Genomic DNA, 12,611 nt, shown 5'->3' with positions numbered 1-12,611 from the left:
CGACCCGCAGCATCCCGCACGGCCGAGGCCGCACCCGGGTGACACGATTCGTCACCGGAGTGCGGCCTCGGCGTTCGATGCGGTGTGCGCGATGGCACATGAGCCGTGGCAGAATTGTCTTCCGTGACTGATGACGCTCATGATTTCGGACTCGAACCCGCCCGCCGGCTGGCAGGCCTGCTGCCCAAGCGCAGGGCGACCGCCACCCATACGCTGAGCCCCTTCTGGCAGTTCGATCGCGAATCGTGGGCCGAGCTGGCCCAGGCCATCTCCCAGCCGCTGACCGACACGGACGTCGAACGGCTGCGCGGCCTCGGCGACCGGATCGACATGGCCGAGGTCGCGCAGATCTACCGGCCCCTGTCGCGCCTGCTGAGCATGCACGTGGCCGCCCGCGCGCACGAGCACCAGATGACCCGCGACTTCTTCTCCCCCTTGACCAAGACGGGGAAGAACCCGGTACCCGAGCGCACCCCCTACGTCATCGGGGTGGCGGGCTCCGTGGCAGTGGGGAAATCGACCACCGCGCGCGTGCTGCGCGAGATGATGGCGCGCTGGGAGAACACCCCGCGGGTCGAACTCATCACCACCGACGGCTTCCTGTTCCCCAACGGGGAACTCGAGCGCCGGGGGCTGGCCGACCGCAAGGGGTTCCCCGAATCCTACGATCGGCGGGCGCTGCTGCGCTTCCTCCAGGAGGTCAAGTCCGGCGCCCCCGAGGTCCGCGCGCCGATCTACTCGCACCACACCTACGACATCGTGCCCGGTGCGCAGGTCACGGTGCGCCGGCCCGATGTGCTCATCGTCGAGGGCCTCAACGTGCTCCAGCCGCCCACGCCCGGCTATGACGGGAAGCTGGGCCTGTCGGTCAGCGACTACTTCGACTTCTCCATCTACGTCCACGCCAAGACCCAGTACATCCGGCAGTGGTACATCGAGCGCTTCATGCATCTGAAGGAGGGCGCGTTCACCAAACCGGATTCCTACTTCCACCGGTTCTCCGCCCTGGATGCCGCCGAGGCGACAGCGTTGGCCGGAGAGATCTGGGATTCGATCAACGCGCCGAACCTGCGGGAGAACGTCCTGCCCAGCCGGGGTCGGGCGGATCTGATCCTGCACAAGGGAATAGATCATTCGGTCAAACGCGTTCAGTTGAGGAAACTGTAAAGGCACTCGATAAGACAATCGAATAACGGGAGGCCCATGTCCACGCCTTCACCACAGATGATCCTGCGCCGCACCGTGAAAGCGGAGGACTTGCGCGGGACCCAGGTCACCTTCAATCGCGCGACGCTGGCCCGGATCTGGGGCTTCGTCGCAGGCCAGAAACGGCCGTTCGTCCTCTTCATCCTCGTCTCGATCGCAGCCGCGGGGATCGGCGTTATCACGCCGGTGCTGGCCGGCGACATCGTCAATGCGATCAACGCCCGCGGCCCGCTTCGCACGGTCGTGTGGCTGTCCATCATCATCGGCGTGATCGCCCTGGTCGACGCCGGCCTGTCCCTGGCCAGCCGGTACTTCTCGTCCCGCGTGGGCGAAGGACTCATCTACTCCCTGCGCACCGCCGTGTTCGACCATGTGCTCAGCCTGCCGGTGGCGTTCTTCTCCCGGACCCGCACCGGCGCCCTGGTCTCACGCCTGTCCACCGACGTCATCGGCGCCCAGCGCGCCTTCTCATCGACCCTGTCATCGGTCGTCTCGAACCTGGTGACACTGCTGTTGACCCTGGCCGTCATGTTCTCCATCTCGTGGACGATCACCCTGGCCTCGCTGGTGCTGCTGCCCGTCTTCCTCATCCCCGCCCGCTTCGTCGCGCGCCGTTTGGGCGCCCTGCAGACGCGGGCGGCGAACCTCAACGCGGACATGTCGACCCGGATGACCGAACGCTTCTCCGCCGGCGGCGCCACGCTGATCAAGTTGTTCGGCAGGCCCACCGCGGAGTCCGAGGAGTTCTCCCTGCGGGCCGGCCGGGTGCGCGACATCGGCGTGCGCACGGCAGTGCTGCAGGGGACCTTCGTCGCAGCCCTCACCCTGGTGTCGGCCCTCGCGGTGGCCGTGGTCTACGGGATCGGCGGTTGGCAGGCCGTCGTCGGCAATCTCAGTGCCGGCGCCGTGGTCACCCTGGCGATGCTGCTGACCAAGCTCTACACGCCGCTGACGATGCTGGCCAACGCCCACCTGGATGTGGTCGCGGCACTGGTCAGCTTCAACCGCGTGTTCGAGGTCCTCGACCTCAAGCCGCTGATCTGCGAAGCGGAGAATCCGCGGGAGCTGCCCGCCGGGCCCAAGGGACTGCGGTTTACGCACGTGGACTTCACCTATCCGACCGCCGCACAGACTTCCCTGCCGTCTTTGGAAGAGGGCGAGGGCAGGGTCGCCCAGCACGAGGGTGGTCAGGTGCTCCACGATATCGACTTCGAGGTCCCCGCCGGTGGGACCGTGGCCCTGGTCGGTTCGTCCGGTGCGGGCAAGTCGACGATCGCCTCACTCATCCCCCGGCTCTACGACGTGGATTCCGGGCGGGTGTCGATCGGCGGGGTCGATGTGCGGGAACTGAGTTTCCGCACCCTCAAGGACGCCGTCGGCATGGTCACGCAGGATGGTCACCTGTTCCACGACACGATCCGCGGGAACCTGCTGCTGGCCCGGCCCGATGCCGGCGATGAGGACCTGGCCGATGCGCTGGAGCGCGCACAGCTGTCCCGCCTGGTGGCGGCCCTGCCCGACGGAGTGGACACGATGATCGGCGAGCGCGGCTACCGGCTGTCCGGCGGCGAGCGCCAGCGCCTGACGATCGCCCGGCTGCTCCTGGCCGAACCCGAGGTCATCGTCATGGACGAGGCCACCTCGGCCTTGGACAACACCTCGGAGGCCGCGGTGCAGGCGGCGCTGGACGAGGCGATGGCCGGCCGGACCTCGGTCGTCATCGCCCACCGGCTGTCGACCGTGGTGGGGGCGGACCTGATCCTGGTGGTCGAGGATGGCCGGATCCTCGAACGCGGGGACCACTCCTCCCTGATGGCCACCGACGGACGTTACGCCGAGCTCTACCGCACCCAGTTCGCCCACCTGCCGAGCTGAGACCGGGGTTTGAGAGTGGCCCGGGCCCGTCCCCGGGCCCTCAGCGCACGGTGGTGCGGGAGACCGCGACGAAGGCCAGGGCCGCGGGCACGCAGATTAACAGCAGGCACAGCCCGATCGTCATTGCGGAGTTCAGCCAGAAGGACACCAGCACGTAGACGATGATCGGGGCGGTCAGCGCCAGGAAGGCAGCGGTCAGCCAGCGCCAGGCGCCCACCGATCCCCCGGCGGTCCGACCCTGCCCGTTCACCCCAGTACCCGGAAAGTGGATCCGGCCCCGGGTGAAGCCGACGACGTAGTTGATCACGGTGGCCAGCGCCCCCAGGACCAGCATGGACCAGGCCAGGGATGCCATATTCTGCCAGAACACCGGCAGGCCGCCGGCAGCGCGCAGGCACAGCAGGACGATCCACCAGATGATCGTGACACCGGCGGTCAGACCGCCGGAGGTCAGTCCGGAGCGCAGCGCCAGTTCGGTTCCGGCGTTGCTCTTGCCGGACCCGGCGGAGCCCCGGCCGGCGCTGCTCTTGCCGGCGTTCACACTGCTCCCATGTTCACTGCACCCTCACATCTCCGCGCCCGCGCGATCACAGTGCCAGGAGGCGTTCGACGTGACCTGCCAGGCGTTCGGCCTGGGCGCGGGCGACCTCGGCGGTCTTCGCCTCGACCATCACGCGGATGACCGGTTCGGTGCCGGAGGCACGCAGCAGCACGCGACCGGTGTCGCCGAGTTCGGCCTCGACCGCGGCGATCTCCACGGCCAGTTCCGCATCATCGGTGCGGGCCTTGTCGACCCCGCGCACATTGATCAGCGTCTGCGGCAGCTTGGGGATCTGCGCTGCCAGATCCGCCAGGGTCCGCTTCGAGGTCGCCACGCGGTGCAGCAGGTGCAGCGCGGTCTGCACGCCGTCACCGGTGGTGCCGTGGTCGAGCATGAGCACGTGGCCGGACTGTTCACCGCCCAGGTTGTAGCCCGAGGCCAGCATCTCCTCGAGCACATAGCGGTCGCCCACCGCGGTCTGCACGGTCTTGATGCCGTGCTTCTCCATTGCCAGGCGCAGGCCCAGATTGCTCATCACCGTGGTCACCAGGGTGTCCTGGGCGAGCTTGCCCTCTTCGTGCAGGGCCAGGGCCAGGATGCCCATGACCTGGTCACCGTTGACCTCGCGGCCCACGGCGTCGACGGCCAGGCAACGGTCCGCGTCGCCGTCGAAGGCCACGCCGGCGTCGGCCTGGTGTTCGACGACGGCCTGCTGCAGATGCTCGATGTGGGTCGATCCGACCCCGTCGTTGATGTTCTCGCCATTGGGCTCCGCGCCGATCACGACGACCTCGGCCCCGGCCTGGCGCAGTGCAGCGGGCCCCACCACGGACGATGCGCCGTTGGCGCAGTCGATGACGACCTTGAGTCCTGCCAGGGGCAGCTGGTCGGCTACGTCGCCAGCGCCGGGGATGACGCCCACGCCGGACACCAGGTGCTCGGTGAAGTTATCGCTGGCCGCAGGGTAGCGGGAGATCCGGCCCACCGCGGCGCCGGTGGGGCGGTCCCATTCGGCGTCGAGCAGTTCGAGGATCTGGTCCTCGACCGCATCGTCGAGTTTGGTTCCGCCGAAGGCGAAGAACTTGATGCCGTTGTCGGGCATCGGGTTGTGGCTGGCCGAGAGCACCACGCCGAAGGCCGCGCCGGTGGCCTTGACCGCTTGGGCCACACCGGGGGTCGGGATGACTCCGGCGTCGCGCACGTCGACCCCGGTCGAGGCGATGCCAGCGGCGATCGCCGAGGACAGGAAGTCGCCGCTGATCCGGGTATCGCGCCCGACGATCGCGAAGGGCTTCTTCTGACCCGCCGTGCGGTCCTCCGGCTTGCCCAGCACGCGGGCGCCGGCGACTCCCAGCTGCAGCGCCAGGCGCGCCGTCACGTCGCGGTTCGCCAGTCCCCGCACTCCATCGGTTCCGAATAGCCTGCCCATGTCCACTTCTCTCCACGCTTCTGCGGGACCGCTACTTCGCACACGTACGGTCCCCTGCCAATCCGGAACAAGTTTATCCGTTCACAACCAGTGGAGTGCCCACCGCGTTCCCAGATTGAGGCAAGGGCACCGCGAGGTCGACGGTGAGTACCCCGGAATCCACTCGCGCGCACAGTTCGGCACCGCGTACGTCGGCGCGGGCGCGCAGGCTTTTGACCTCCGCTGCCCCGGCCGAGGCCGCACGCAGACTGTTGCGGGTGCGCAGTCCCAGCCGGCCGGCTCGGGTCTCGACGAACAGTGCGGGGACGGGTGCGGGACCTGCGTGTTTGAGGATGTTCGTGGCCAGTTCGATGATGAAGAAGTTCAGGTCCGCCGCCAGGTCGGGGGTGATCCGGGTCCGGCTCGAGTCCCGGTCGATGTCCGTATGGATTTCCAGCGGGCGGCCGGCGGCGTAGAAGGTCGCCTCGAGGTCGTCGATCGTCGTCTCGAGCACCTCGTGCAGGGGACGGTCGACGGCCACGGGGGTCGAGCCCAGGCCGGCCAACAGTTCGCGCAGCCGCTGTTGGGTACCGCGGTTGTGCAGTGTCAGCTGAGCCAGGCGTTCACGCTGTTGCGGATCCTCGGCCTCGGCGAGCAAAGAGGTGATCATGAAGTACTCGGCGGTCAGCCCGTGGGACACGGTGTCGTGGGCGTCGATGGCGAAGCGCTCCCGCTGTTTCTGCCGTTCGCGTTCGGCCACGACCGCCTCGGCTGCGGATTTCGCGATGAGGAACTGAATACGACCCTCGGCCATATGCGAGGCCAGACCCAGCCCGCCCAGGAGGATCACGTCCGCGCTCATATAGAGCACGCCCTGCCACGTCAGGTCCCCCGCAGGACCGACGGCGGTGACAAGTGCGAGTCCTGCGAAGGTGAACGCGCCCAGGACCGCGCTCCGGACCCGGCCGTAGGACATGAGCATGGCGATCGCAGCCGCCACCGGAATGTCATAGGAGACGACACTGGGTTCGAAGACCGCGGTGACCACCGTGGCCAGAGCAAGCAGCCCTACCAGAGAAACGCCGGGAGCGAAGCCGGCGAGGCAGACCAGCAGGCCAGCGGCGAAGTCCAGCGCCCCATGCAGTCCGCCGAGCAGTTCGGGAAGGGCCACCGCCGACAGGTACAGGCCGTAGCCGATCAGCAGGCTGCGCGCATAGGGATCGATGAAACGGCTGCCGCGCAGCATCGCGCGCATGTGCATGCGGGGACTCTCCTGTGATGGGAAGGGCACTGTTTGGAAAGGAGGGGCGCTGAAATGGGCGCTGAGAAGAATGTACGCCATTCAGCGTATACGGTGGCCGCTGAACCCGACATAGGTTGGAGCCACAGGCCGGAAGCCGTACCCACTCCCGGCGCCGGCCCCTTTGAGAATCAAGGAGTACCAACCCATGCGCACCACCGTCGTCAATCTGGCTTTGGCTACCAGCATCCTCAGCCTCACCGGGTGCACGATGATCCCCAGCCGCCATTTCGACATCGTCGATCGGGAAGCTCTGCACCTTGATACAGGGGACGTCTACTCCGTGTTCATCAGCCCGCCGAACCGGAGCATGGACCGAGGACCGGGCACCAATACCTCTTATCTGACCCTCATCGACGAACAGGGACATATAAGGGCTATACGCACGAGTCCGATGGACCGCGGGACGCCATTGTGGAATTCGTCCGGCCTCTATATGTCCGACCGTGACCAGGACTTCTCCTTGACACCGCAGATGCAGGTGTCGAAAAACAAGAAACCCGAGCTCTTGGAGTCCACCGGTTTCAGCGACGACGGACAGTCCATCCTGTCGCTGTACAACGAGGGTTGGGAGGACGACGGTCATTACAGCATGATCGCCGAATTCCGGTCTTCATCCACTTTCGCCCGGGGCAGAGCAGACGGCTTGTACTTCACGAACAGCATCTGTGGCGATGCCATGTACGGAGTCGGCGAGTCATTTGCCGAAGGTCACGACCCGGAAGTGGGGAGTCCGATCGCTTTTTCCACAGTAGTGGAAAAGGATCAGACGAACGAGAAGATCATCAAGACGTATGCCCCGGATGACGATGTCAGCGAAGGCGGACTCCTGCAGTCACCATGCCATGAAAACACCATCTACACATTGGCCGACTTTCCCGAAACAGATGCACGAGACCACCACGGAACGGCTCGAACATGGAATGTGGAAACCGGACAGAGGTCGGACGCACGACTCGTTGCCGAAGACGGCTCCCGATTCCCCCTCCCCACTCTCGACTACTTGGACCGCTCACATTACAACAAGCACACCTACGCAGACGGTCGGCTCCAGTGGCTGGCCCCTGACAGCATCATGTGGGAGACCGATATGAGCACGGACAGGACCCACCGGCTGTACAGCATCGACGTCGACACGGACATGGGCAGTGATGGTGACACTTCCTTCGACATCAGCCCCCATCACATATTCGTCTTGGCCTCCAAGGGGTCGAAGTCCACGATCAAGACCTTCAGCCGGACCGACGGGCATCTGGAGTCCGAACTCAAGATACCCGGCCTGGGTCGTCTGACAGGCGAGTACCGCTGGGCACAGGGCTTCGCCTACAACCCGGCCATAGGATGATCGCATGAGCACCGTGATCATCGTCGATGACGATCCCTATGCCGTGCTAGGAATTCGCGCCACGCTGGAGGCGGCCGACGATTTCGAAGTCGTGGGAACAGCGAACACCGGCACCGATGCCGTGACATTGGCAGCCGAGTTCGCGCCCGATTTGGTGCTGATGGATCTGTCCATGCCCGGTGGGATCTCCGGCATCGAGGCCACCGCCCGGATCATCGCCGCCCGGCCCCGGGCACTGGTGGTCGTGCTCTCCAGTTCTTCACCGGGCCCCGGCCTGGCGCGCGCCCTGGAGGCCGGGGCCAGGGCGACGGTGCGCAAGACCGCTCCCCCGCCCAAACTCGTCCGCACTCTGCGCCAGATTCTGGCCGGCGATGAGATCCCCACCATGTCCTATCTGGCCCACGACATCCTGGTTGCAGGGGATCTACCGGAGTCGGACCTGCCTGAAAGCCCACCGACGGAGCGGGAACTCGACGTCCTGAGCTGCGTCTGCCAGGGTATGGGTCCGGCCCAGATCGCCACTGAGCTCTTCCTGTCACCGGCCACCGTGCGCACGCACATCGGCCGGCTGCATCGGAAACTGCATGCGGGTACCGCCGCCCAGCTGATCGTGCGCGCCCTGCAGTTCAAGTACTTCACGCCCGCTTGACTCCGCATCCGGATAAGGAGACAGCCATGTCAACACCCACCGTCGCCCGCCCACCCACGTCCCCGAGTCCAAGCGATGGCCGAAGCACACCTGCACACGACGGGCTCTCCGCGGTCGGCTACAACCGCCTACTGACAGGATCCCTCCTCATCACCGCCGGCACGGCGCTGATCACTTCGGTCTTCGCAAATATGACGGCTGAAGCAGACGACACGGGTTTCACCGGTGACCCCCTCTTAACGGGTGCGATCACCCTGTTCCCGGGTATCGTGGCCGTGCTCCCGTGCATCCTGCCCGCCGGGCGCCACCCGAATCGTATCCGCCAGCTCTGTGCGTGGATGGCCTTCGCCTGCACTGTGGGCTTATTCGCCCTGTACCCACTGACCGCGCCAGATGCCGACGCCTGGCTTCCCCTGCCCGCTATGCTGCTCGCGTTCGCCTTCCTGGCCGTCAGCGGGTCTGTGGCGAACCTTCTATCGTCCAAGCCACTGGACTCCAGCCGCGGCATCCGGATCACCGGGCGAATTGCGGGCGGAATCCTCATCGGCCTGCCTGCAATCGGCTTGGTGTCGATGATGGACGGGTCTTCGACGATCGGCGAGGTCGTGGAGACCGGGCTCATATGCCTGGTCCTGCTGGCTGTGGGTTTGGCCGTCGCCTGCGATGTACGGCCCTGGGGCCTGCCCATCGGAATCCTGCTCACCGGTCTGCTGGGACTGGTGATCATGGGAATGGGGCTTTCCAACCTGTCCATCGTCACCTGGCCGTTCTGGCTGTTGGGCTCCTTCTACCTGTGCCTGAGCCTGTTCGCTCTGGCCGTCACTCCCAAAGAGGCGCCGAGCCTTCAGCGCCTCTGACTCACGGGAGCCGCACCGCTGGCCGCCCGGCACGAACTGAGATCCTACGGGTTTGAGGGTGTGGGAAGCGTGTCCGACCGGGGCGCTCTTCCCGTGTTTCAGAAGGGTGGGACGTCGGTATCATCGGGGTCGGTGTCCTCATCCGAGGCGTAGGAACCATGAGTGCCCCACGGCGCGACGGGACCTGGAGGGTCGGTGCCCAGAGTACTGGATAGTCCTGAGGAGTTCAGTGAGTCTGGTGGATCGGGTGGGTCGCTCAGGTCTGATGCTGTGTCCCAGTCAGGTGGGGAGAAATCCTCCGGCACCCACACCGGCGGCAAACCCGCAGCGTTCCGCGCAGCACTCACATCCACCAGAGCCGCAGTGAACCGGGAATGGAATAGGGGCCGCTGGTCGATATCAACATGCCGGGGTGGAATCCACGCCGGCAAACCACCAATCAACTCGGCCCTCCACCCATGCTGGTCATGCCACGTGTGATGGAACCGGCACGCCAAGGTCAGATTCGATACCGTCGTGGGTCCACCAGTGGACCAGGGGATCATATGGTGGGCATCGCACCACCCCACCGGCATATCACAACCCGGGAACGTGCACCCCCGATCCCTGGCCGCAATCAACTCAACCTGCCGCCGCGTAGCAAACCTGCCCGCACTCCTCACGGTCACCTCCCGCGTCCCGGGCTGGTTGGCCTGGAAATACACGAGCGCACCCGGAGAAAGGGACTCCAGATCCTGTAACCCGATCGGGCCGGCAGTGGATTCCACCTCCGCCTTCCCCCGCGCATACTCTTCAGCAGTCGCCGTGACCACCAGGGCCATGCCCGCACCCTGCGGACCCGAACCCGCAGCCCGGTCAATCAAGGTGGCGAACATGTCATGACGCCTGGCACCATCGGGCCGCTCCCGATACCCAAACGGATGATCCGCCTTCGTGGTGGGCCGGCCATCAACCGTCACCGCGCTAGCCGGCAGGTCCTGAGGTGGCAGGTCACCGGGCGGCACATCAGCTGTAACGGATTCCGCACCGTCGGGCACACCGGTGCCGACTCGCTGGACCTCCCCGGAGTTCACTTCAGTCGTGTCCTGTCCGGGTTCCTGCCGGTTGGTCAACAAACCATGCAACTTCCCACCCGTCACCGGATCCAACAACCCCGTCAGATTCCACGCACCATTCCTCCGCGGCGTCACGGTCACATGAAACTCATCAACCAACGGTGGGATCTCCGCGAAGCGCCCATCAGGATCCAGGTAGGCTCGAATCCGAGAACCCAGCACACGGACCTGGTCCACGTCAACACTCGGCACCGTCTGAACCAACAGTCTCTCCGCCGTGGCGTGATGGACGTGTCGCACCTGGCGGGGGATCTTCTCGATCTCCCGGATCACCGCCTGCGCCTGATCCACCGACACACCCCCGTCCGCCAGGGCGAGGGCAACATGGGGGTAGGCCGGTTCCAGGCGGGCACCCGTTAGAGACCGGCCGGCACCGATCGCGTGTGCGAACCGCACCCGCCGCCTCGCGGCCGCCCCATCAATCCTCAACAGGCGAGTCAACAAGACGGGAAGAGTCTTCGCACCATAATCAACAGTGGGCACCTCGTATTCGGCCCGCGCCAGAACAACAGCCTCCGTCGAGGCGGTCACGCGGGACAGGTGTTCGATTCCCTTGAGCACCAGGAGCAGGTCGGAAGCGTCAAGACTGGGATCCGTACCCACACCGGCACCCAGACCAGCGAGTGACTCACTGGCGTGAACGAGTTCCGGAGCGATCTCCTGCAAACGCTCCCAATCGTCGGGGGTCAGCAAGGGGTCCGCCGGGCGGGCGAAGACCCCAGGGTTCTTGTCATCATCGGGGGAACCAGCACGTGGGAGGGTGGAATCAATGGTCATGATCTCTCCCCTCCTCCTGTACCGGACCCGGGTCCGGACGCTGCTGTCAGAAGCCGCACTGAGTATTCAGCACACGCGTGTTGTGACTGTGTCGGGGAAGACGAGCCGTAAAACCTGACGGGACTTTGCTGTCCGATTCGGGTTTCCTGACCTACCTCAAGTGTAGCGCGAGTCACTTATGAAGGGAAGGGTTTATTCGAAACTGGTTTCCGATGTTTGCCGAGTAACGACTGTCTGTTTCGGTGGCAGCAAACGCGCTGGGTGGCACCAGATGCGCGCGCATCCGGTGCCACCGAATGCAAGTGGTACCACTGAAAAGGCGCGGGCACCCCACCCCACCTGCACCCACCCGGCGAGTACCGCCGACAAGGCCGGGTTAGAGGCCGGAGGCATCCCGACCACCAGACACAAAACGCTTCGGCCCCGCCTGGAGAAATCCAGACGGGGCCGAAGCGTACGGCATGCAGTGAAGGCTGAAGATCAGCGCTTTGAGAACTGCGGAGCCTTGCGGGCCTTCTTCAGACCGGCCTTCTTGCGTTCCGGGACGCGAGCGTCGCGCGTGAGGAATCCGGCCTTCTTCAGTTCGGCGCGGTTGTTCTCACGGTCGATCTCGTTCAGCGAACGGGCGATACCCAGGCGCACGGCACCGGCCTGGCCCGAGGGGCCACCGCCCTTGATGCGCACGTGCACGTCGAAACGGCCTTCCAGGTCCAGCAGGCGGAAGGGCTCGTTGACCAGCTGCTGGTGCAGCTTGTTCGGGAAGTAGGTCTCCAGGTCACGGCCGTTGATGGTCCATTCGCCGGTGCCGGGCACCAGGCGCACGCGGGCGATGGCCTGCTTGCGACGGCCCACGCCGGAACCCGGAGCGGTCAGCGACTGGCCACGGCCACCCGCCACTTCCTGACCGAGTCCGGCGCCGGCCGGGGTCTCGGTGTGATATTCGTTCAGTTCGACTTCTTCGATGATGTCAGCCACGGTTCTCCTCGGTTTCTGTTCTGCCCGGCGCTTTACTGCGCGACCTGGCTGATCTCGTACGGCTGCGGGTTCTGAGCGGCGTGCGGGTGCTGTTCGCCCGCGTAGACCTTCAGGTTCTTGATCTGGGCGCGGCCCAGACGGCCCTTGGGCAGCATGCCCGCAATGGCCTTCTCCACAGCGCGCTCCGGGGACTTCGAGAGAAGTTCCGCGTAGTTGACGCTCTTCAGACCACCCGGGTAGTTCGAGTGGCGGTAGGCGCGCTTCTGAATCAGCTTGTTGCCGGTCAGAGCGACCTTGTCGGCGTTGATGATGATCACGGAATCACCCGAGTCGACGTTCGGGGTAAAAGTCACCTTGTGCTTGCCGCGCAGCAGGCGGGCGGCCTGCGATGCGAGGCGGCCGAGGACGACGTCGGTGGCGTCGATGACGTGCCACTGGCGCTGAACATCGCCGGGCTTTTGGGTGTAGGTACGCAAAAGTAGCCTTCTTCTCGTTTACTTTCGGTAGGCCGTCGGAACACTTATGTCGTGATCTTCGTGTAACGGCAGCCCGTGCTTACGCGT

The 12,611-nt window shown here is 65.5% G+C and carries 11 protein-coding genes; 5 read left to right on the top strand and 6 right to left on the bottom strand.

Annotation, left to right across the window (positions count from 1 at the left end):
- The first annotated feature begins 168 nt into the window (after positions 1-168).
- Positions 169-1,167: a type I pantothenate kinase gene (coaA, locus tag NQ034_RS03180; protein WP_257047126.1), complete on the top strand. Its 999-nt coding sequence runs from the start codon at positions 169-171 to the stop codon at positions 1,165-1,167.
- A gap of 36 nt (positions 1,168-1,203) precedes the next feature.
- Positions 1,204-3,081: an ABC transporter ATP-binding protein gene (locus NQ034_RS03175; RefSeq protein WP_257046985.1), complete on the top strand. Its 1,878-nt coding sequence runs from the start codon at positions 1,204-1,206 to the stop codon at positions 3,079-3,081.
- A gap of 40 nt (positions 3,082-3,121) precedes the next feature.
- On the opposite strand, the gene NQ034_RS03170 is transcribed toward NQ034_RS03175, so the two are convergent.
- From NQ034_RS03170 to NQ034_RS03160, 3 genes are all read right to left on the bottom strand, one after another.
- Positions 3,122-3,622: a hypothetical protein gene (locus NQ034_RS03170; RefSeq protein WP_257046984.1), complete on the bottom strand. Its 501-nt coding sequence runs from the start codon at positions 3,620-3,622 to the stop codon at positions 3,122-3,124.
- 46 nt (positions 3,623-3,668) lie between these two features.
- On the bottom strand, positions 3,669-5,051 hold the full coding sequence (gene glmM, locus NQ034_RS03165) for a phosphoglucosamine mutase (RefSeq protein ID WP_257046983.1): 1,383 nt from the start codon (positions 5,049-5,051) through the stop codon (positions 3,669-3,671).
- A 73-nt stretch (positions 5,052-5,124) separates the two neighbouring features.
- A complete protein-coding gene (locus tag NQ034_RS03160) occupies positions 5,125-6,291 on the bottom strand; it encodes a histidine kinase (protein WP_257046982.1) in 1,167 nt (388 codons plus the stop codon).
- A gap of 187 nt (positions 6,292-6,478) precedes the next feature.
- Here NQ034_RS03160 and NQ034_RS03155 point away from each other — a divergent pair, with 187 nt between their 5' ends.
- From NQ034_RS03155 to NQ034_RS03145, 3 genes are read left to right on the top strand one after another with little or no spacing between them, the layout of a single operon-like run.
- Complete coding sequence (locus NQ034_RS03155; protein ID WP_257046981.1) at positions 6,479-7,675, top strand: YycP family beta-propeller protein; 1,197 nt, start codon at positions 6,479-6,481, stop codon at positions 7,673-7,675.
- A gap of 4 nt (positions 7,676-7,679) precedes the next feature.
- Positions 7,680-8,324, top strand: coding sequence for a response regulator (locus tag NQ034_RS03150; protein ID WP_257046980.1), 645 nt, complete (start codon positions 7,680-7,682; stop codon positions 8,322-8,324).
- A gap of 26 nt (positions 8,325-8,350) precedes the next feature.
- The gene (locus NQ034_RS03145; RefSeq protein WP_257046979.1) at positions 8,351-9,181 is read left to right on the top strand and encodes a hypothetical protein; all 831 of its coding nucleotides are present in this window, start codon (positions 8,351-8,353) and stop codon (positions 9,179-9,181) included.
- Between the two features lie 98 nt (positions 9,182-9,279).
- Here NQ034_RS03145 and NQ034_RS03140 read toward each other — a convergent pair whose 3' ends face one another.
- From NQ034_RS03140 to rplM, 3 genes are all read right to left on the bottom strand, one after another.
- The gene (locus tag NQ034_RS03140; protein WP_257046978.1) at positions 9,280-11,073 is read right to left on the bottom strand and encodes an HNH endonuclease signature motif containing protein; all 1,794 of its coding nucleotides are present in this window, start codon (positions 11,071-11,073) and stop codon (positions 9,280-9,282) included.
- A gap of 480 nt (positions 11,074-11,553) precedes the next feature.
- Positions 11,554-12,048, bottom strand: a complete 495-nt coding sequence (gene rpsI, locus NQ034_RS03135) for a 30S ribosomal protein S9 (RefSeq protein ID WP_257046977.1) — start codon at positions 12,046-12,048, stop codon at positions 11,554-11,556.
- A 32-nt stretch (positions 12,049-12,080) separates the two neighbouring features.
- A complete protein-coding gene (gene rplM, locus NQ034_RS03130; RefSeq protein WP_257046976.1) occupies positions 12,081-12,524 on the bottom strand; it encodes a 50S ribosomal protein L13 in 444 nt (147 codons plus the stop codon).
- Positions 12,525-12,611 lie beyond the last annotated feature (87 nt).

The sequence above is a fragment of the Brevibacterium moorei genome (assembly GCF_024580735.1).
GTDB classification, from domain to species: Bacteria; Actinomycetota; Actinomycetes; order Actinomycetales; family Brevibacteriaceae; genus Brevibacterium; species Brevibacterium moorei.
Note: the sequence above shows the minus strand (reverse complement) of the source record. Positions and strands in the feature narration are given on the sequence as shown.

Coding starts and splice junctions, on each gene's coding strand:
- NQ034_RS03145 (WP_257046979.1), top strand. CDS start 8,351: ATGTCAACACCCACCGTCGCCCGCCCACCCACGTCCCCGAGTCCAAGC.
- NQ034_RS03155 (WP_257046981.1), top strand. CDS start 6,479: ATGCGCACCACCGTCGTCAATCTGGCTTTGGCTACCAGCATCCTCAGC.
- glmM (WP_257046983.1), bottom strand. CDS start 5,051: ATGGGCAGGCTATTCGGAACCGATGGAGTGCGGGGACTGGCGAACCGC.
- NQ034_RS03150 (WP_257046980.1), top strand. CDS start 7,680: ATGAGCACCGTGATCATCGTCGATGACGATCCCTATGCCGTGCTAGGA.
- NQ034_RS03160 (WP_257046982.1), bottom strand. CDS start 6,291: ATGCACATGCGCGCGATGCTGCGCGGCAGCCGTTTCATCGATCCCTAT.
- NQ034_RS03140 (WP_257046978.1), bottom strand. CDS start 11,073: ATGACCATTGATTCCACCCTCCCACGTGCTGGTTCCCCCGATGATGAC.
- NQ034_RS03175 (WP_257046985.1), top strand. CDS start 1,204: ATGTCCACGCCTTCACCACAGATGATCCTGCGCCGCACCGTGAAAGCG.